Annotated in this window: 18 protein-coding genes; 12 read left to right on the top strand and 6 right to left on the bottom strand. The window is 48.3% G+C overall.

Annotated features, from left to right (window positions below):
* Nucleotides 1-2: 2 nt before the first annotated feature.
* Complete coding sequence (locus tag H164_RS0106140; protein WP_019967815.1) at nt 3-422, bottom strand: acyl-CoA thioesterase; 420 nt, start codon at nt 420-422, stop codon at nt 3-5.
* Nucleotides 403-1,716: a DUF2851 family protein gene (locus H164_RS0106135; RefSeq protein WP_025829952.1), complete on the bottom strand. Its 1,314-nt coding sequence runs from the start codon at nt 1,714-1,716 to the stop codon at nt 403-405. Before H164_RS0106135 ends, H164_RS0106140 begins: the two co-directional genes overlap by 20 nt.
* 226 nt (nt 1,717-1,942) lie before the next feature.
* On the opposite strand from H164_RS0106135, the gene dapB reads away from it, so the two are divergent.
* The 7 genes from dapB to H164_RS0106100 all read left to right on the top strand — a co-directional run bounded on the left by dapB (nt 1,943) and on the right by H164_RS0106100 (nt 9,674).
* Complete coding sequence (dapB, locus tag H164_RS0106130) at nt 1,943-2,698, top strand: 4-hydroxy-tetrahydrodipicolinate reductase (protein ID WP_025829953.1); 756 nt, start codon at nt 1,943-1,945, stop codon at nt 2,696-2,698.
* A gap of 5 nt (nt 2,699-2,703) precedes the next feature.
* Nucleotides 2,704-4,149, top strand: a complete 1,446-nt coding sequence (gene lepB / locus H164_RS0106125; protein WP_019967812.1) for a signal peptidase I — start codon at nt 2,704-2,706, stop codon at nt 4,147-4,149.
* A 67-nt stretch (nt 4,150-4,216) separates the two neighbouring features.
* Nucleotides 4,217-4,618 (top strand): S26 family signal peptidase, encoded by a 402-nt coding sequence (locus H164_RS0106120; RefSeq protein WP_019967811.1) that lies wholly within the window; start codon nt 4,217-4,219, stop codon nt 4,616-4,618.
* A 38-nt stretch (nt 4,619-4,656) separates the two neighbouring features.
* Nucleotides 4,657-5,304, top strand: coding sequence for a WbqC family protein (locus H164_RS0106115; protein ID WP_019967810.1), 648 nt, complete (start codon nt 4,657-4,659; stop codon nt 5,302-5,304).
* Nucleotides 5,305-5,721: 417 nt separating this feature from the next.
* Nucleotides 5,722-5,976, top strand: coding sequence for a hypothetical protein (locus H164_RS0106110; RefSeq protein WP_019967809.1), 255 nt, complete (start codon nt 5,722-5,724; stop codon nt 5,974-5,976).
* 51 nt (nt 5,977-6,027) lie between these two features.
* The gene (locus H164_RS14435) at nt 6,028-7,872 is read left to right on the top strand and encodes a hypothetical protein (protein ID WP_019967808.1); all 1,845 of its coding nucleotides are present in this window, start codon (nt 6,028-6,030) and stop codon (nt 7,870-7,872) included.
* 29 nt (nt 7,873-7,901) lie between these two features.
* Nucleotides 7,902-9,674: a hypothetical protein gene (locus H164_RS0106100; RefSeq protein WP_036872790.1), complete on the top strand. Its 1,773-nt coding sequence runs from the start codon at nt 7,902-7,904 to the stop codon at nt 9,672-9,674.
* Nucleotides 9,675-9,862: 188 nt separating this feature from the next.
* On the opposite strand, the gene H164_RS0106095 is transcribed toward H164_RS0106100, so the two are convergent.
* The gene (locus H164_RS0106095; RefSeq protein WP_025829958.1) at nt 9,863-10,393 is read right to left on the bottom strand and encodes an NUDIX hydrolase; all 531 of its coding nucleotides are present in this window, start codon (nt 10,391-10,393) and stop codon (nt 9,863-9,865) included.
* A gap of 102 nt (nt 10,394-10,495) precedes the next feature.
* Here H164_RS0106095 and H164_RS0106090 point away from each other — a divergent pair, with 102 nt between their 5' ends.
* Both H164_RS0106090 and H164_RS0106085 read left to right on the top strand, forming a co-directional pair.
* The gene (locus H164_RS0106090) at nt 10,496-11,317 is read left to right on the top strand and encodes an alpha/beta hydrolase (RefSeq protein ID WP_025829959.1); all 822 of its coding nucleotides are present in this window, start codon (nt 10,496-10,498) and stop codon (nt 11,315-11,317) included.
* Nucleotides 11,318-11,753: 436 nt separating this feature from the next.
* Nucleotides 11,754-12,461, top strand: a complete 708-nt coding sequence (locus H164_RS0106085) for a DUF421 domain-containing protein (protein WP_019967804.1) — start codon at nt 11,754-11,756, stop codon at nt 12,459-12,461.
* A 57-nt stretch (nt 12,462-12,518) separates the two neighbouring features.
* Here H164_RS0106085 and H164_RS0106080 read toward each other — a convergent pair whose 3' ends face one another.
* Nucleotides 12,519-13,472, bottom strand: a complete 954-nt coding sequence (locus tag H164_RS0106080; protein ID WP_019967803.1) for a glycosyltransferase family 2 protein — start codon at nt 13,470-13,472, stop codon at nt 12,519-12,521.
* Between the two features lie 5 nt (nt 13,473-13,477).
* A complete protein-coding gene (locus H164_RS0106075; RefSeq protein ID WP_019967802.1) occupies nt 13,478-14,830 on the bottom strand; it encodes a DUF6080 domain-containing protein in 1,353 nt (450 codons plus the stop codon).
* A 199-nt stretch (nt 14,831-15,029) separates the two neighbouring features.
* Here H164_RS0106075 and H164_RS15775 point away from each other — a divergent pair, with 199 nt between their 5' ends.
* The gene (locus tag H164_RS15775) at nt 15,030-15,269 is read left to right on the top strand and encodes a hypothetical protein (protein ID WP_211214768.1); all 240 of its coding nucleotides are present in this window, start codon (nt 15,030-15,032) and stop codon (nt 15,267-15,269) included.
* Between the two features lie 21 nt (nt 15,270-15,290).
* On the opposite strand, the gene H164_RS0106065 is transcribed toward H164_RS15775, so the two are convergent.
* On the bottom strand, nt 15,291-16,175 hold the full coding sequence (locus tag H164_RS0106065; RefSeq protein WP_019967801.1) for a patatin-like phospholipase family protein: 885 nt from the start codon (nt 16,173-16,175) through the stop codon (nt 15,291-15,293).
* 94 nt (nt 16,176-16,269) lie between these two features.
* On the opposite strand from H164_RS0106065, the gene H164_RS0106060 reads away from it, so the two are divergent.
* The gene (locus H164_RS0106060) at nt 16,270-17,421 is read left to right on the top strand and encodes a hypothetical protein (protein WP_019967800.1); all 1,152 of its coding nucleotides are present in this window, start codon (nt 16,270-16,272) and stop codon (nt 17,419-17,421) included.
* 232 nt (nt 17,422-17,653) lie between these two features.
* Nucleotides 17,654-18,856 (top strand): CobW family GTP-binding protein, encoded by a 1,203-nt coding sequence (locus tag H164_RS0106055; protein ID WP_019967799.1) that lies wholly within the window; start codon nt 17,654-17,656, stop codon nt 18,854-18,856.
* Nucleotides 18,857-19,305 lie beyond the last annotated feature (449 nt).

Raw genomic sequence — 19,305 nt, 5'->3', positions numbered from 1 at the left:
TGCTATTTTGGGGTCTCTTGTGCGATGAACGGAGCAAACGCACGGTCGTAGTCTACACTGTTTCCGAGTCGTCCATTGATAAGACAGACCAGTTCCACAGTGGCATGGAAGCACAGCCGCTCGTCGCTGGCACGGTAGATGTCGTGGGTGAAGATATAGCGCACGCCCTCTTTGCGCAACCCCATGCGTGAGATGAACTCGTCATCGCAGCGGAGCGGGGTCTTGAAAGCAAGGTTCATGCGGGCCACAACCGCGTCTACTCCTTTCTCATGCATGCGGGCAAAGCTCAGTCCGGCATGCTTTAAAAAGCGGTGTCTGGTGTGTTCGGTGTAGTGAAGGTAGTTGGCATTGTTTACAATTCCTTCGATGTCGCACTCGTAGTCGCGCACTTCCATGCGCGTTTCAAAGATGTATTTGCTCATTGTTTCGTTTTAAGTATTCATAACCTATCCTGCATCGCAGGCATTCTTTCTTGTCACAGTATTCGTTTTTCAATTGTATCAGAGCTTGAGCATCGCCGGCATGTGTCACTTGCAAGCCGCAGTCGCACCACATTCTGACGATGCGGTTATCCTCGGCCCGTAGCTCTTCGAGGAAACCGAGGGCTCTTTCACAAAGTGATTCCTTGTTGATGTGACGGCCATATGCAAACAACAGTGGCACAACGGTATTGACGACGAGCAGTTGGAGCGAGGCCGTCGAGAGCCGTTTCTCATGGGGCTCGCTTGCAACGCCGAAGCCGTAGTGTGCTTCCCAATAGGGGGTTACGTTGCTGCCAAGCAACTGCATGGCTGCTTTCACGGTTTCGCATTCGAGCAATTGGCTCAATCCTGCCCGCCGTTCAGCGTAGAGTCGGGCCAATTGAGCAATACGGATATGTGGGAAGTTCTGGGGTCTCAGGCGCAAGAACCGCCACAGATGGGAGTCAATAGGCTTCAGGTTGAACTTGTGTTGCAAATAAGTGTACTCGTTTTGCAGCTTAGAAAAATAGCCGTCGGCAAGTGCTTCGTCGCGGTGACGGACCGGAACAGTTTCGAGATTGAGCAGTCCGGCCTGTCCGAGGAAGATGGCTTCAATCTGAAAAAGGTTGTCGCGGTGGTGGGCAATGGCCTGCAACGGAATGCTCAACGCCCACTGCTCAAAAGCTTCTCCATTGATACCGAAACCATAGTTACGTGCCAACGTGACGAAACAAGCCGCCTCCCACGAGCCGTTACAGGTCGTTACGCGCCGCAAGATGGCTTCCGTTTTCTGCTCCAATCGTTCGGTTTGCAAGGCTGTGAGCCATGAAGTGAGCATCAGATGTGACAGGTTTGGAATAATTGAATGGCAGGGTGGATAGCGGTCGGCAGCCAACAATGCATCATAATGTTGCGTGACATAGGGAGGTATTTCCAACTGCATTTGTGGCAAACGGTCGCCCTTTTGCGTTGTTACGACAGCGTCGAGCTGTCCGCAGACGTGCAGGATGACGTTATCATAGCGCTCGTCCTTGTCGTGTCCATGGGCGAACCAGTCGCTCGCTTTGTCGTGAATTTCGACGTTACCCACCCACAACGTACTCCCGATTTTAATCTTTGCATTAAAGAAATCGGGCCCCGCATCGTGGTTGTGCAGGCCGGAATCTATCACTTCCACCGGCTGCCCGTCGGTCGTCGTGAGGGGTTTCAGGGGGAACATCTTGTGTTTCCAGACGTAATGCAGGAGCTGTTCCATGATATTCTCAGGCAATTTATTTTTATAAAAATATTTCAAACAAGGCAAAGTGAACGTGTTCATGATTTGTCGAGTGCAACTATATTTTGTACAAAAATACAAAAAAACTGATAAAACACCACGAATTTCAACAGATTATACATCATATACTCATCAAATCAGCGGAGAATTTCGTAACTTTGTCGCAATAATAAGTACGTAAAATGAATAAAACGACAACGCAAGTATGAAAATAGCATTGATTGGTTACGGCAAAATGGGGCATATGATCGAGCAGGTTGCTCTTGCACGTGGCCACGAAATCGTGTGCAAAATCGATGCCGACAATCAGCAAGACTTCGACTCCGAGGCCTTTGCTAAAGCCGATGTGGCCATCGAGTTCACTAATCCCACGGCGGCATACGACAACTATCTCAAGGCATTCAGCCACAATGTGAAGGTCGTTAGTGGCTCCACAGGTTGGCTGAAAGACCACAAGGCCGACGTTGAGGCATTGACCAAAGATGGCAAGCATACCCTTTTCTGGGCCAGCAACTTCTCGGTGGGCGTGGCCATCTTCGCGGCCGTGAACCGCTATTTGGCCAAGATCATGAACCAATTTCCGCAATATGACGTCACGATGGAGGAGACCCACCATGTGCATAAGCTTGATGCGCCCTCCGGAACTGCCATAACACTGGCCGAAGACATCATCGGAAACCTCGACAGAAAGACCGAATGGGTGAAAGGTTTCCAGCATCATGCCGACGGAAGTGAGGAAGGAAGCAACGCTGTTGCGCCCGAAGAGCTGCCCATTGCCAGTATTCGTCGTGACGAAGTAGCGGGCATTCACAGCGTTACCTACGACAGCGAGGCCGACAGAATCACGATTACGCACGATGCACACAGCCGCGAAGGTTTCGCTTTGGGCGCCGTGTTGGCGGCTGAATACACTCAAAATCACACGGGGTTGTTGACAACCGGCGACCTATTTAAATTCTAAATACAATGATTGATAAAGAAAAAGCCAAGATAAACCCACGTATTCAGTGGGCCAAGTTCGTTGCCGTCATCATCTGCTACCTGCTGTTTCTCTATTGGATAGGCAGTTGGTGGGGACTCATTGTGGTTCCATTTATTTATGATGTCTATATCACCAAGAAAATCAAATGGCAGTGGTGGAGAGACGCCGAAGGCCCAACGCGCTTCATCATGGGCTGGGTCGATGCCCTCATCTTTGCCTTGGTAGCCGTTTATTTCATCAATCTTTTCTTCTTCCAGAACTATGTTATTCCCTCGAGTTCACTTGAAAAGAGTCTCTTGACAGGCGATTATCTGGCCGTGAGCAAGGTGAGTTATGGCCCCCGCATACCCGAAACACCGCTCTCGATGCCCCTCACGCAACACACACTTCCCGTCATCAACACCAAAAGCTACCTCGAATGGCCTCATTGGGACTATCGTCGTGTGAAGGGATTCGGGCATGTCAAGCTCAATGACATCGTGGTTTTCAACTATCCGTCGGGCGATACACTCTGCTCGGCCGAGGCTTATCAGGGGCAAGATTTCTACGGATTGTGCAGCTATATCGGCAAAAGTTTGCTCGCACAGCAGGGTGTTCAGCCCGATTTGAAGGCCATGAACCCCGTTGAACAGCGTGATTACTTGGATCATGCGCTGGCCGTGGGACGCAAATTCATCGCAGGTAATCCCGCAGAATACGGAGAAATTATCACCCGACCCACCGACCGACGCGAGAATTATGTGAAGCGTTGCGTGGGACTTCCGGGGCAAACGCTGCAGATCAAGAACCGCATTGTCTATTTGGATGGCAAACCCAACAAAGAACCCGACAATGTTCAATACAGCTACTACGTGAAGTTGAAGACGCAGATGCCCCCGGAATTGATGGACGAACTGGGCATTTCGAACGAGGACATGGCCTCACTCAATCAGTTCGGCTACCTGCCTTTAACGCACAAAGCAGCCAAGAAACTTGCTGCCCGCAGGGACATCGTGGCCTCTATCCGCCTGAACACCGACGCACAATCGGGCGACCTCTATCCTTTGAATGCCTATACGGGGTGGACACGCGACAACTACGGCCCCATATGGATACCCAAAAAGGGAGCCACGGTGCACTTGGATATGAAGAATATTGCCCTTTATGAGCGTCCGATCCGAGCCTATGAGCACAATGAACTCACCGTGAAAAACGGTCAAATCTATATTAATGGGCGACTCAGTCACAGCTATACTTTCAAGTTAGATTACTATTGGATGATGGGAGACAACAGGCATAACAGTGCCGATTCGCGCTATTGGGGGTTCGTACCCGAGGACCATATCGTCGGGAAACCTATCTTTATATGGTGGAGTCACAACCCCGACCACCCCGGATTCAGCGGCATTCGCTGGAGCAGGTTGTTCAAACTTGTCGACAATATCAAGTAATATATAAATAAGGTGGGCCTTTTTCGTATTCCACCGACTGCGGTTGGTGGTTGCGAAAGGGTTTTTTATGATGCAGCAACTGCGTGCTTGGCTTCTGACTTCGGGCGTTGCACTGTTGATCGTCATTGCAGTTCGCGCCTTTGCTTTCACCGTTTACCGCGTTCCGGCAGCCTCCGTGCTGCGTCAGGGCGACCGTGTAGTGGTGAATAAGTTGTCACATCGCAACTTTCATCGGGGTGAACTCATCGTCTTTGGCAGCCGAACAACGACTTTGGGTCGCATCATGGCGCTGCCCGGAGATACCCTTACAGTGAGCCAGAAACGCTTCGTTATTCCTGTGGTTTGCTGTAAGAAGTGCCGTTGTAAACACTGTTTTGCCTACCTTGTCAGCACAGGAAGCGTTCAAATGCTCGTGCCTTATCACGACATTATTGGTCCCGCTTACCGCCTTTTTTATCTGCCTTTCTGACGGGAAGCAATACTTTCAACGCCCAAACGTATTGCTTTATGAAAACAGCCCTGCTCTCTTCGGCCTATTTTGGCCCCGTTCAATGGTATCAAAAGTTGCATCGTTACGACCGATGCCTCATCGAACAGTACGACAATTTCGTCAAACAAACCTATCGGAACCGTTGCATCATTCCCACGACCAATGGCATTCAAGCCCTCAGTATCCCTGTTTCATGCCCTCAAGGTAGCCAACTTTCAAAGACACCGATGCGCGATGTCCGCATCTCTGACCATGGAAACTGGCGACATATCCATTGGAATGCACTCTGTTCGGCCTATGGAGAAAGTCCGTTCTTCGACTATTATCAAGACGACTTGCGTCCATTTTTCGAACGAAAATGGACGTTCCTCTTCGATTTCAATATGGAAATCATCTTAAAAATGGTCGAACTGCTCGACATTCGGCCCAAAATTAGCCTCACAACGGCATTCCTTTCCGATGCTTCGATGGCTGAAAATGCTATAGAAAACAGCCTCATTGATGACTTCCGTGACGTCATTCGGCCCAAGCATCCCGGCCTTGATAGTGACTTTATGTCCCGTCCTTACTATCAAGTTTATCAGCAGAAGTACGGCTTTCAGCCCAACATGAGTATCCTCGATTTGCTCTTCAATGAGGGGAACGAGGCGATATTGTGGTTATAAAAGCCTCTCCCCGGCCCTTGGTGAGAGGGTTTTGAGGTGAATTTCAGAGGCTTTTCGGCGAGCTTTTCCGGTCGTCCTTCCACTAATGATATTTAAAAAACACGAAATTTTTAGGGCATTTTTTTGCTCCATTCAAAAATAATGTTTAATTTTGCCACCGGATTTTGATTTTTTAATAGGGAGTTCATACAAAGGTAAAATATGAAAATGAAAGAAAATCATATTGTTTCTGTGACATTTAACAGGAATCATTTAGTTATTCCAAATGATTTGTTACCTCTCCCATATCTTCTAAATACGCTTATACATATTATAAAACGTTTCCCCGCTGTAGTTTGCGAGGACCTTTTGGTGTGTCTTAATATCAAGGCTACACCATGATGGTTTGTAACTAATTATTAAATTCAAAATAAATCGATGAAAGAAATTCAAGAAGAGAAACTTCTCGATGGGCGAAAGACATATGTCAGCCCATTCATCACTGTGCACGAAGTGGACTATGATCACGCGTTACTCGAAGCATCAGTCGTGGGTTTGGATAATACGCCTGGTGAAGCGATGAACAGTGACGGTGGTATTTTCCGTACTATTGGTGGTAGTTCAGGTGAGATTGAAGATGATGGTGAAGTTAATAATGCCAAATCTTGGGGAAGTGTTTGGGAAGAAGAATAGTATTCAGCTTCTCCAATTTGAAGTTGTATTAATAATGAAAAAGGAAACAAAATGAAGAAAAAGATTTTATTCATGCAATGCCTTACTCTTGCCGTACTGGCATTAGGCCTTGGCTCCTGTGCTGAGGAAAATGTCAGCAAGGATGGCAATGATGGCCATCGCGAAGGAAAATACAAAATGGGTGGCTATATCAGCGAAGATGCGAAGCGTGAGGCTGAAGCATATGTAGCTTCAGCGCGTACACGCATGACCGGTGTATATGGTAAACTCAGTGATGGCGTAAAGAGAGGAATCCGGTTCTTTTTTGATGAGGATGAGGATAAACAATATAACAGTACCACAGGTTATCCACTTTGGGTAAACTACGGCACAGATGTTTCTCCTAATTGGAGATATTTTCCAAAGTCCGGGGCTACTATGCAAGTGGAAGATACTGACCCTATAACGGGGGGGGTAGTCCGTGCAACATGGGAAGGAGATTCCAAATTAGAAAAACCGGAATACAAAGTACGATATGGAAATGGAACTAGTGTAGGTAGTGGATATAATTATAATGCTATAAAAAACATACAGCAGCAGTTCGTCCCGGGGAAAGCCACTCATCTTCGTCAATATGGTGACTATGCTACAGCTACGGCAGAGGACAACGGACTGTATTACAATTTCACATTGAAGCACCATAGTGCCTATATCACCTTTATGCCCTATGCGGCGGCCGGAGACAGTCACGATGCTTTGGCGAGTTGCAAACTATTACGCGTGAAGATTTATTCTGATAAGCTGATGTATGGGAACTTTCCTGTCAACGATGAAGGGTATAATATCACCTCTTGGAGTAGTGGGAATGAGAACACAGGGATTACATTGATGTGCACCCAGAATATTCAGGCACCAACAACAGGTACTAGTACGGCAAATATTCCAATTTCTGCCAGCAAGGATGCTGCTGTAGATAATGGTGCTATTATGGTACTTGCACCGGGTACGTACAACAACGTAAATATCGAGTATCTATTGTGGGATCCGGTAACGTGTACATATGGTAAGTTCAATAAAAAAATAGCTTCGCTGACGTTAAATCCTGGTAAGGACAGACCAATTTACTCTGCACTATCTTGTGAGGATTATACTTCTGAATTTTTCAATACATATCATATGTGGGGTGCTAAGAAGACCTACTGGGACGGTTATCAGCCTTATCACAATTGGACCGCAGAGGGGAATATGTTGCCTCCAGGTGCCAGTGGTAACTTGCCTAATTCTGGTTCAAATCGATATTATAGCAATGTAATAGTCAGTCCACCAAAGCCTATTGGTGCACCAGACGGCTCTTTGGATAAAGACGCGCCTACGGTTAATCTTTTGCAGTATTATGTGTCAAATGGCAATCCTCGTATTGATCCTGCTCCGTTTACATATGATGGACATCTGTTTAATGGTCGTATATGGGTTAAAAAGGCATCAAAGATTGCTACTGAAGTGTCGAGAAGTACTGCACAAATGATGGCGCAACATAGCGGTACTGATTATTCATCATCCACTAGTAGTTACCTTCTTTGGAAAGGTTTTCAAGACAAATGGTCTGATATTCCGGCCGGTTCTCGTAACGAATACTTTTTCGTGTTGCCATTAGGTGGTTATATCGATGGCTCTTTAATAGGTATGATACCTAAAAATGGAACTGCATATGGAGAGTATTGGGCTAGTACTCCATTTGCAGGTTCAAACAATATTGCTTGGATGATGCATTGTATTTTCTACTATGATGGAGAGGGGCAGTTGTACCACGGATATTGGTGGCCAAATAGTACTTATTCTGGTAGTGATAGTCCCTTTGGAGGAAAGCAAGCTATGCGTGATATCGCACTACCAAAATGGGCAGACACTTCTTATTAAAGGAATTAAATAATTATAGCTTATTGTATATGACAAAGAAAATATTAGCATTTGTTGTAGTAGCTACTTCGGTCTTTGCACTGAGTAGCTGTGCGGGCGATGAAATTGCTCCGGAGAATGGAAATGGAAGCGGAGGAAGCAAGGACGTTGGTAATGGCGTAACATTCGTTGTTCCGACAGAGACTACTACACGTACCGGTGCAATAGAAAAAGATAATAAAATTAAGTTTGTGTGGACAGAGACCGATCAGAATTATCTGTGGTGTGATGTCAACCAACAACAGGCTACTGCAGACTGGCAGAAAGCCCATCAGCAGTATACAGCAGAGGTAGATCCTTCAAATCCTTCACTGATTAAGTCTGTTTCGTTTGTTTATCCAAATCTGAAGCCAATTACTAAAAAGAGTAACGAATCCAATAGTACTAATCCTACAGGAGATTATCGGCAAGGGTACTATACGCTTCTCTACACAGGTAACAGTAACAACGTGCATCAGGTGAATATCCCGAAGGTACAGCATCAGACGGGGACAGCCGGTTATGCAGACAAATTAGGAGAGAATGGTGATTGCTTTGTAGGCTATGCCGCAGCTACATGGAGCGATCACAAAGAAAGTTATGATTCACAAACCGGTATTACCACTTATAGCTACGACCGTTTTCATATCCACGTCGGTAATAATACCGATGAGTATGTCGTGGGATCTAGCAATAAACCATTCTCGCATGGGATAGAATACAAAACAGGACATAAAGCCAGCTATTTGTCGTTTATGGTGTATAATACTACCGGTGCGATAGAGCATCTGTATGTGAAACGGATAAATGTCACTGTTGATAATCAAAGTATCAATGGACAATTGGATTTCAGTGTCGCCGGCATTGATCTGACTACCCGTCCGAACGATCAGCAGAGCAAGGGATCAATGTTAGTAATTTCTGACGGTCTCTCTATTGCTGGGAGCCGTGATGATGCCTTGAAGAAGGCTGCTGTCATGGTAGCATTACCTGGTGAATACAAAAATGTGAAGGTGGATGTACTGCTGAGTGACCCCATCACGCATCAAACCTATACTATTCATCATGAATACCCCAAGGTGGTTTTAGAAGAAGGTAAGAATCTTCCACTTTACTATAAGCTTAGCTTCCCATCGTTCAGTAATAGTTTTAACAGTTATCATATGTGGGGCGCATCGTTAGTCTATTGGAATGGTGTGACGACACCAAGAAATTGGGGCTTCAATGCCGGGGCAGCCGGTATCCCTGCACCTGCAGCACCTGATGACAAGTGGCCAAAGTCTGCAGCAGATGGTTTCCGTTGGTATGACTCAAATAACAGAGATGTTGTAGTAGGTGCTTTGGACTATCAGAATGATGTTCCGACAGCTAATGATGTTTCATACGTACTTGACCAGTGCTATTGGGATGAGGAAACTCAGTATATATATGATGGACATTTGTTTACAGGTATGATGTGGGTTCCTAACATTACTAAGGGACATACAACAGCCAAGAATGGTGATAATTGGCGTAATAATGCTCCAACATCGGGTTATACAGGAGTGTTGACAGAAGGTGTGCACGATGTAGCTGGTTATTTCCCATTGCCTGCTTTGGGTTATTGGGAGAACGGTGCCTTGAAGGGTGTAGGACAAGTAGGACGTTATTGGCTATGGAATCATGATCCTGCTCATCCTTATGATAATACAGCCTATAGTCTACAGTTTTACAAAGCTAATGTGTCAGTTGTTCACAATACACTAAAGACATTGGGACTACTTTCAATGCCTAAGTCAAGATAAAAACAACGATTAATCCTTATAAATACAGCACGCAATCCCCGGGGATTGCGTGCTGTTTCCGTCTAATGATGTCATGTGGATATCAACCAGCCCGTGAGGTCTTTATCCTTATCAGCAATAGAGAACCGGTGGGAGGTACTGGTAGCGACTAATATTTATGCTACCGCTACATCTCCGACGAGTCCTTGTCATGCTGTTGTTTCCTTTGTCTTCAGGTACTTTTCGATACCCCGACGAATGGAAACGAGACCGAAATCGGTGGGGACGATGCGGTTTAATGGTAGCCAGAAAGCCTCAGCAGCATCGTCAGAAGCCTGCAAAACGGCTGTATCGGCAACGCTACAAGCAAAGAATTGGTCGAGTGTGGGCACGATGACACCACTGAATGCATAGTGGTTGGCAAAGCTGAAAAGGTAGCGCACGGACGTAACCTCAAGGCCCGTCTCTTCTTTCACCTCGCGGATTACGCCCTCTTCGGCCGTCTCTTCCATGTCGGCAAAGCCTCCGGGAAGGTCGAGAGTGCCCCGTTCGGGCTCGTTTTTCCGGCGAACCACGAGCAGTTCCTGCCGTTCATTCAGTATTAAAGCCACGTTTGCAGCGGCAGGATTCATAAAATATTCGAAGCCACAAGCCGTGCATCGGCGACTCTTCAGACCTGACATCGGGAAGCGAGATGAGCCGCAAATAGGGCAAAAGGCCATTTTCTCCAAGAGCATCATAGGTTTATTTCAATCGTTGGTTTCATGTTGCAATATTACGATTTTTTGGTTATCTTTGCAAATGCGAAAGGAAAAAACAAGCCAAGACCAAAAGAACAAGATATGAAAATGAAACATTTGATGCTGGTTGCCTTGCTGTTTTCGGGTGTCGGAGCGGCGGCACAGCGGCCAATCGAACTGAACTTGTGGCAGGACAATGCCCCCAACAGCAACGGAAACGACCGCGATACGGCTAAAGTCTACGTCTATCTGCCGACCCAGAAGGCTGCAACCGGGCGCGCAATCGTCATCTGTCCGGGTGGAGGCTATGCCATGTTGGCCATGAACCATGAGGGAAAAGACTGGGCAGGTTTCTTCAATAACCTCGGAATTGCGGCCATCGTACTGAAATACCGCATGCCCAATGGCAACCTCGAAGTGCCCATCAGCGATGCCGAAGCAGCCATGCGGCTGGTCAAAGCCAATGCTTCAAGATGGCATATCGACCCGAACGACGTGGGCATTATGGGCTCTTCGGCGGGCGGACATCTGGCATCTACCATTGCAACCCACAGCAAGGGAGACGCCAAACCGGCCTTTCAAGTGCTCTTTTATCCTGTGATTACGATGGTTCCGGGCTATACTCATCAACAAAGTCACGATAACTTTATGGGCAAAGATGCCCGAAAAAAGGACGAAAAAGACTTTAGTAACGACACTCAGGTGACCCGTTTTACACCCCCTGCTTGGATTGCTTTGAGCGACGATGACAGGGCTGTTATGCCGGCAAATGGCGTGAATTATTATCTCGAACTCTATCGGCACGATGTCCCGGCCTCGCTCCATGTCTATCCAAGTGGCGGACATGGGTGGGGTATCCGGCCCAATTTCAAACACCATGTCACGATGTTGCAGGACTTGAAAGACTGGCTTTTGCAGAAATAACGAACGATTTGGCAAGGAAACTCTCCCATGTTGTCTCGCCGTTCCGTTCGTTTTGCGTTCCTACATACATTCAATTGAAATTCAATAATTTACACCTTATGTTTCAATCTCAGTCATATTACCGTGCAATCTCACCCATATTGCGCGGTAATCTCAGCCATATTGTGCGGTGAAATGGCTGAAATTAGAACACCATAGTGGTGCGTTTATTTTTAAAGCGATGATATCAGGCGGCGGGGTGGGGCGTTATGTGCGTTGATGGGCATCATTTTGGCGGCAATTTTCTGTCATTTCTCTTGTACATCTCGCGACAATAGTCTATATTTGCAGCCGAATTCCGAACTTGCGGTGTGCAGGTTGGGGCATGGGGCGGGCCTCTTTCGGGGCGTAAAGCCCGAATATCGTGTTTTGAATCAATAAAAAAAGTATTGGAAAAATGGCTGAATGGATACATCCCTACGTGGAGATAGCCCTGAAACTCATCACGGGCATGATTGGAATATTGGTTTTTCTGCGTATCGCAGGCAAGGGCCAAATGGCGCAAATCACGCCACTTGACACCGTGAGTGCCTTTGTTATAGGAGCCTTAGTCGGTGGTGTGCTTTACAATCCTGACATGTCTATGTGGCACATTCTCTTTGCTTTGGCCGTGTGGACTGGCTTTAATATGCTCGTTCGCTTTGCGATGCGGTCGCTCAAACTGCGCCATTTAATCAAGGGAGAAAGCGAGGTTTTGGTGAGAAACGGCGTGATTAACTTCAAGGCTTTCAAGCGAAACAGCCTCGAAATGGAGCAGTTTCGCTTGCTATTGCGGCAGAAAGGCATCTTCTCGATGTTTGATGTTGAGGACGTATTGTTCGAAACCAACGGTGCCGTCACGGTGCTTTCGCCCGGCAAGTTAGCCGAATCTCATTTGTTGGTCAACAACGGTGCAATCGTTGAAAAGGGGCTTTTGCGTTGCAACAAGACGCGTTCTTGGGTGCTTCACAACATCAAGAACAACGGATTTGACGGGCCTCACGACCTGTTTTGCATGGAATGGACGCCCCATCGCGGCTTTTATTTCGTCACCTATGACGGCGATGTGAAGCGCGGAAGGGAGGAAATCGCTGCCGAAAAGATTGAAAACGAGGTGCAGATGTAGGCATTCGGTGGCCGTTCGGCAATGAGATGACGGCGCAACGGGGCCCGAGTGGCAACGCTACATGCCGAGATTTCTTGCTATCCGACGGTAAACAAGATACAAGACATTGCTGACTTGCAGCGGAATTCCGCTTTTCATCATTTTTAAAAACAGCCTGTTGAAGAGCTTGCTTGGCCTGAACGGGCAATAAAGTTCAATCTCTTTGGGTTGCATTCCGTGCTTCATGGCCTCGCGATACATGTTGATCAATCCCATGTCCAAGGCCATTCTGTAAGTCTTTTTCCTATCATTTTGGCGGAAAAAGTCAGCCACAACGGCATTCGCTTTCAGCATGGAAACGAGGTTCTTACGGGAGATTTGATGCGTATAAGAGGCCACATTGTCCGTGCGATAGTAGTAAACCACTTGGTCGATATGGCCGTATTTGGCGTACAGAAAGGCCCGCGTGACGACCGTATAGTCCTCACAATAGTCAATGCCGGTGGCGAAACCGATATGCTGTTCCTGCAGGAATGCACGCCGATAAAGGCGGGCCCAGAGATGATGTTTCACTAAATTCTGACACAACATCAGCCGCAAATAACGCCGACGTGACAGTTTTGGCGGTGCCATAATGGCTCCGATTGTTCCGTTTTCATACGTGGCATAGGCCCCGGTTACAATGTCATAGGCTCCTTTTTGCATGGCTTTGACCAGCAATTCCACGGCATCTTTCGGCAGAATATCGTCGCTGTCAGCATGCATGACAGCCTCTCCCGTGGCATGAGCAAAGGCAGTTTGGCGGGCCGTTCCCACGCCTTTGTTGGCCTCGTACCGCAATATCCGAACCTGATTTTCCCTGTCGGGATAGGCTTTTAACACCTCTTTCAATACTGAAATGCTGTCGTCGGGCGAGCAATCGTCTACGAAAATGAACTCGATATCACGGTAGGTCTGCCCAAAAAGCGATGCGGCACACGCGCCGATATACTGCGCCACGCCATAAACGGGAACGAGAACGGACACTTTCATCAGTCTTATTCCAATATGAAATTCAGGAAAATGCGACCGTTGATGGCCAACATGAACATCGTGATGAGCACAGTCAGCAAGCGCAAAGCCTGTTTGATGCCCGGCTTTTGCAGGCGCTTGAGCAGGAAACCGACGGCAATCGGCAGCACAAAAGTCCAGTGGGCGGCCATGATATAGACCTCGGACAGGGCGAAACCCAGGCCAAGATGCAACACCATGTCAAGGCTGAACCACGACAGGCAGAGCTGCATGAAGCGGTCGTGAAGCCCCGTTACGATGCCAAGCAGCAACAACAGCATCACAATGCCCGCGACAACGTAGCACATTTTGTTGCGATAAGTCACGAAAACCGGCCGTCCTTTGTTGACATCCTGCAGCGCATGGTCTTCATGGAGCATCAAAGACTCGCCGAAAAGGCCCTCTATGACCGAGCGAGGACGTGACAATGCGAGGTCGGTCCAGCGGAAACTTTCGCCCTTCATGATGGGATTGGCGTTGCGTTTTGCCGCAGCTTGCATGAGCGTCGCCTGTTGTTTGCGAAACGCTTCGTCCTTTTTCAGTCGCTGATTCAGCGTGCGGTCGCGCCTTTCCTGCTCGGGTTTCTGAATGTATTCACTGATGATCAGATAGCTTCCGCCCAGCAACAGCAGTGGAAGCACGATGGAAATGGCGAACGATTTGGGTCGGAAGAACCGTCTGCCACCTGCAAACCACCCTGCAAGTGCAACTTTCAGACCGTTGGTAGCGGTGACTCCGGTTGACAGGAACAGCAGAAGCGCCGTCTTCCATGCGGCTAATGGCTCTTTGAGACGAATGGCCCGGCCGGCCACATAGAGCGTCAATAGCAGACAAAAGAGCGAGAGTGCGAAGTGATCGGGGGCCACAACGGTGACCATAATGTGCCCGAATGCGAAGAAAAACACTGATAACAAGAAGCTATCCTTATGGCCGATGCCAATGATTTTGTGCAGGATTCGGAATAGAAAAAGGAAAGAATAGAGCGAAAGAACAATGAGAACGGCGGCCCAAATGAACACGGCACAGTTCATATCCGTCAGCATCATGAGCCATTGGTTGAGCTGGTTCAGCGGGTAAATGAGCACAGCCAGCAGCGGATGACGGGCCAAACTGTAGAGCGAACGCCACTCGGAAAGAATAACATACGTGAAAGGATCAAAGCCCGAAAGAGTGAAATCGCCGAAGAAGAGCGAGTAGTAACCGAGGTGTCCGCAACGGGTGAACGCCTCGAAATGCTTTGAAACGGCAAGTACGTTCAAGGCTGTCAGATAGATAAATATGGCCAAAGCAGGCCATCTTTCGCCCTTTCGGATGGCGAAAATGCTGAATGGGTTTCTCATTGTCACCGGTTTTTCTGCTTACAAAAGTACATATTATTTTTCAATTTGTCAAGTGTTTTACCTATCTTTGGATAGTTTCCGGGGAGACAAAAAGCGTGGGTGATTTTCCACGGCAATCATACCGCAAAACAATCTCAGCCATATTGCACGGTAAAATGGCTGAGATTGCCGCCTAAAATAGCTGAGATTGCACGGTAAAATGGCTGGAATTAAAATGCAATGGGAACAAGGCGGGAATGTAGGGACGCACGGTTCGTGCGTCCGACCAAGTGAATTGCAAGCGTATAGCACGTGGTTATTGGGGCAGACGCACGAGCTGTACATTCCTACAACAGCCGGAATAATTAACTTGTCCACCCGTTTACGCGTCAACGGCCAACTTATACGCACGCCTATCTTGCTGACATTGCCCGCAGACTTGGGTTCGCTTCTCTTGTAAGACGTTAGAGGTGCCCTCTATTTATCCCTTGACAAACGCTGTTATCCGCGCCAGATTTGCCTCGCACTGCCGCCTTCCAATCTCGTAAATGCGGTGCATTTCTTGCGGATCGTGCGAGGTATGGCTGATGGAAAGCGGCATTTCGGGCGCAAGAACGAGTGTGTCGCCTGATTGTTCCTGTGCTTCGACGTAGCGAAGTTGCGCATTGTACATCACATGGCGACGGGCCAAAGCGGCTATCATCTTGGGGTAACGGCGCAGACCGAGGCGCATGAGGGGCATGAAAGGCGTGGGACGCTTTACGTAATTGCGTGGTTGTGTCAAGACAACCAAGTTGCGTTTGTAGCCTTGATGCCTGAAAAAGCGCAGCGGAATGGAGTCGGTCACGCCGCCGTCGAGCAGCTTTTGGCCTTCGATTTCGACCACTCTCGACACCAAGGGCATGGAGGCCGAGGCGCGAACCCACTCGCAGAGGCTGTCGAAAGACATCGCTTTGTCGGCCATGCGATAGACGGGGAGACCCGTTTCCACGTCGGTGCACACCATCCAAAAGTCGGTTGGGCAGGCTTTGAAGGCTTCGAAGTCGAACGGGTCGAGCTCTTTTGGCAACCGATGATAGGCGAATTCGGCTCCGAAAAGGTTGCCCGTGGTGAGCCATGAACGCAGACTGCAATAGCGCCAATTGCCAGAATAGCGTTGATTATAGCGCAAAGCACGCCCCGGTTGACGGCTTGGATAGTTGCAACCAAAGGCAACTCCGGCCGAAACGCCTATCATTCCGTCGAAGAAGATGTTGTTTTCGGTGAGCACATCTACGATGCCCATCGTGTAAAGACCACGCAAGGCACCGCCTTCGAGCACGAGTCCGGTCTTCGTTTCTCGGTCATTCTTTTTGGTTGTTTCCATGCATTGATTTTGAAAGATTGGTATTTTATCTTTGCAAAGATAAGGAATTATTGAGAAATAATTGGTAATTTTGCACCGTAAAACATGTGAAACAATGTGTGCACAAATTGAGATAAAGACAGTAGAGCATAGGAGTGATTTGAAGAAATTCATTGACTTCTACTACGAACTGTACCGTGATTGCGCGTATGCCGTTCCTTTTTTGTTCGGCGACGAGATGAAAACACTACGCAGCGACCGCAACCCTTCGTTCGAATGTTGTGAGGCCTGCTATTTCATGGCGTTCAAATCGGGGCGCATGGTGGGGCGCATTGCCGCCATCATCAACCACCGTGCCAACGAAAAATGGGGCTGTAAGGAAGTGCGTTTCAACTGGTTTGACTTCGTAGACGACCCGGAAGTGTCGACAGCCTTGCTCGATGTGGCTGAGAAATGGGGCCGCGAAAGGGGCATGAATGAGATTGCCGGACCGCTCGGATTTACCGATATGGACCGCGAGGGCATGCTCATTGAGGGCTTCGACCGCCTCTCTACGATGTATACCAACTATAACTATCCCTATTACCGACAGCATATTGAACGGCTGGAAGGCTTCGCAAAGGACAATGATTATTTGGAATACCGTATCAAGATTCCTGAAGTGGCACCGCCGAAGTTTGAGAAATTGAGCCGAATGATAGAGACGCGGTACAATCTCCATGTGCATAAATTCACGTCGGACGAGCTAATCAACAAGGGAATGGGGCGTAGGTTGTTTGAGATTGTCAATGCCACTTATAAAGACCTTTACGGCTATTCCGAACTATCCGACCGACAGATAGATGGCTTGGTGAACGATTATATCCGTAAAGCCGACCTTAATCTCGTCACAGCTGTGGTCGATGGGAATCGCAACAACGAGATGATTGGCTTCGGAATCACGTTCCCTTCGTTCTCTCGAGCATTGCAGAAGACGCGCGACGGCCGCCTTTTTCCGATGGGGTGGTGGCCATTATTGCGTGTCTTGAAATGGCATAAGACTGACACGGTCGACCTGCTTCTCATCGGAATATTGCCCGAATACCGTAAGAAAGGAGCCAATGCGCTTATCTTTAACGACCTCATTGACCGTTCCCACCAATATGGTTTCAAGTGGGCGGAAGCCATGCCGCAGATGGAAACCAATACGGCTGTGCAGAGCGAATGGCAGTATTTCGAGTCGGAACAGCACAGAAGGCATCGGTGTTACAGGAAGAAGATGGGTTAGTTCGGCCTAATCGCGACGCAGCCTGCGATTGGACGTTTCCGTTGCACTATCAGGCCGTAAGTGGCATGTGGGCGCAGAAAAATGCTCTTTTTTGTTCATCTTCAGCTGTGCTGCGTTGTTTTACCGTGAATATGACGCACAATCGCTGCAAAGTTACGCATTATTGATAATTTTTTATACCTTTGTATGCAATTTCTGCATAGTAACTATAATTTAAGAGAGGAAACAAGAGATGAACAAGAAAGAAATTCCGGTTTTACTGCTCACGGGCTATCTGGGCAGCGGGAAAACGACGCTGGTGAACAGAATCTTATCGAATAGGCGCGGTATCAAGTTCGCGGTCATCGTAAACGACATCGGAGAGGTGAACATCGACGCCGATTTGATAGAAAAGGGCGGAATTGTGAATGAAAAGGACGACAGCCTCGTCGCCCTACAGAACGGTTGCATCTGCTGCACGCTGAAAATGGACCTCGTCAAGCAGCTGCACGACATCGTCAAGATGCGAAAGTTCGACTACATCGTCATTGAGGCCAGCGGCATCTGCGAACCGGCGCCCATCGCCCAGACGGTTTGTTCCATACCGACCATGGGACCGGAATACATCAAGGATGGCATTCTCAGACTCGACTGCATCGCAACCGTAGTCGATGCGCTGCGAATGAGAGACGAATTCGGAAGCGGCGACGCGCTCGTGCGGCAGGAAATCGGCGAGGAAGACATCGAGAACCTCGTTATCCAACAAATCGAGTTCTGCAACATCGTCCTGCTCAACAAGGCCGCCGAGGTGGAGCCGCGCGAGCTGGCACGCATCAAGCACATCATTCGCGCGCTGCAGCCAAAGGCAGAAATCATCGAATGTAACTACGGCGACGTGGACCTCGACAAGCTCGTCAACACCGGCCGCTTCGATTTCGACGCGGTAGCGACCTCGGCCGCGTGGATTGACGAAATTGAGCATCATCACGGTGAGGAAACGGAGGAGGCTGCGCATCACGACCATCACGACGACCACAACCACGAAGCGGGCCATCATCACCACCATCACGAAGGGGGCGAAGTGGAGGAGTATGGCATCGGGACCTTTGTTTATTATCGCCGCAAGCCGTTCGACCTCGTGGGCTTCGACGAGTTCATCGCCACACAATGGCCCCGGACCGTCATTCGCTGCAAAGGCATCTGCTGGTTCAAGGATGAGCCGCAAACCTGCTATGTCTTTGAGCAAGCCGGTCGCCAGATGGGGCTGCGCAATGCCGGACAGTGGTATGCCACGATGCCCGAAAAGGAACTCGAGGCGCTCAAGGCGCGCGAGGAGGGGCTGCGTCGCGACTGGGACGAAACCTACGGCGACCGCATGCAGAAGCTTGTTTTTATCGGCCAGCACTTAGATAAGGACGAGATTTCACGTCTGCTCGACGCACGGCTTGTGGATTAAGGGAGCCCACCCCCAACCCCTCCCGAATAAGCAAGAAAGAGGGGGGAGCCCACCCCCAACCCCTCCCGAATAAGCAAGAAAGAGGAGGAACCCACCCCCAACCCCTCCCGAAGGGAGGGGAGTGCGAACTGCGTATAAATAATTTGCTGTAAATTTAGTCTCTCCCGCATTTGGAAATAGCGGGAGAGATTTTATTTTTTGTTCCCGCATAAAGGTTTTTTATTTTCTAAGTTTTTAGAAATATTGTCGCAAAAGGTTTTTTATTTTCTAAGTTTTTAGAAACATTGTCGCAAAATGTTTTTTTGCTTTCCAAGCCCTCGGAAATACAATTGCAATATGCATTTTTACTTTCCGAGGCCTCGGAAATATAATTTCAGTATGCATTTTTATTTTCCGAGGCCTCGGAAATGCTGTTGCAAAATGTTTTTTAAGAAACGAGGCCTCGGAAA

It is taken from the genome of Segatella maculosa DSM 19339 = JCM 15638, from assembly GCF_000382385.1.
Lineage (GTDB): Bacteria > Bacteroidota > Bacteroidia > Bacteroidales > Bacteroidaceae > Prevotella > Prevotella maculosa.
This window is presented reverse-complemented; position numbering and strand designations above follow the sequence as displayed.

What these genes read in the sequence shown, in the direction of transcription:
- H164_RS0106140 (WP_019967815.1), bottom strand. Translation starts at nt 422, where the DNA reads ATGAGCAAATACATCTTTGAAACGCGCATGGAAGTGCGCGACTACGAG.
- H164_RS0106135 (WP_025829952.1), bottom strand. Translation starts at nt 1,716, where the DNA reads ATGGAACAGCTCCTGCATTACGTCTGGAAACACAAGATGTTCCCCCTG.
- dapB (WP_025829953.1), top strand. Translation starts at nt 1,943, where the DNA reads ATGAAAATAGCATTGATTGGTTACGGCAAAATGGGGCATATGATCGAG.
- lepB (WP_019967812.1), top strand. Translation starts at nt 2,704, where the DNA reads ATGATTGATAAAGAAAAAGCCAAGATAAACCCACGTATTCAGTGGGCC.
- H164_RS0106120 (WP_019967811.1), top strand. Translation starts at nt 4,217, where the DNA reads ATGATGCAGCAACTGCGTGCTTGGCTTCTGACTTCGGGCGTTGCACTG.
- H164_RS0106115 (WP_019967810.1), top strand. Translation starts at nt 4,657, where the DNA reads ATGAAAACAGCCCTGCTCTCTTCGGCCTATTTTGGCCCCGTTCAATGG.
- H164_RS0106110 (WP_019967809.1), top strand. Translation starts at nt 5,722, where the DNA reads ATGAAAGAAATTCAAGAAGAGAAACTTCTCGATGGGCGAAAGACATAT.
- H164_RS14435 (WP_019967808.1), top strand. Translation starts at nt 6,028, where the DNA reads ATGAAGAAAAAGATTTTATTCATGCAATGCCTTACTCTTGCCGTACTG.
- H164_RS0106100 (WP_036872790.1), top strand. Translation starts at nt 7,902, where the DNA reads ATGACAAAGAAAATATTAGCATTTGTTGTAGTAGCTACTTCGGTCTTT.
- H164_RS0106095 (WP_025829958.1), bottom strand. Translation starts at nt 10,393, where the DNA reads ATGATGCTCTTGGAGAAAATGGCCTTTTGCCCTATTTGCGGCTCATCT.
- H164_RS0106090 (WP_025829959.1), top strand. Translation starts at nt 10,496, where the DNA reads ATGAAAATGAAACATTTGATGCTGGTTGCCTTGCTGTTTTCGGGTGTC.
- H164_RS0106085 (WP_019967804.1), top strand. Translation starts at nt 11,754, where the DNA reads ATGGCTGAATGGATACATCCCTACGTGGAGATAGCCCTGAAACTCATC.
- H164_RS0106080 (WP_019967803.1), bottom strand. Translation starts at nt 13,472, where the DNA reads ATGAAAGTGTCCGTTCTCGTTCCCGTTTATGGCGTGGCGCAGTATATC.
- H164_RS0106075 (WP_019967802.1), bottom strand. Translation starts at nt 14,830, where the DNA reads ATGAGAAACCCATTCAGCATTTTCGCCATCCGAAAGGGCGAAAGATGG.
- H164_RS15775 (WP_211214768.1), top strand. Translation starts at nt 15,030, where the DNA reads ATGGCTGGAATTAAAATGCAATGGGAACAAGGCGGGAATGTAGGGACG.
- H164_RS0106065 (WP_019967801.1), bottom strand. Translation starts at nt 16,175, where the DNA reads ATGGAAACAACCAAAAAGAATGACCGAGAAACGAAGACCGGACTCGTG.
- H164_RS0106060 (WP_019967800.1), top strand. Translation starts at nt 16,270, where the DNA reads ATGTGTGCACAAATTGAGATAAAGACAGTAGAGCATAGGAGTGATTTG.
- H164_RS0106055 (WP_019967799.1), top strand. Translation starts at nt 17,654, where the DNA reads ATGAACAAGAAAGAAATTCCGGTTTTACTGCTCACGGGCTATCTGGGC.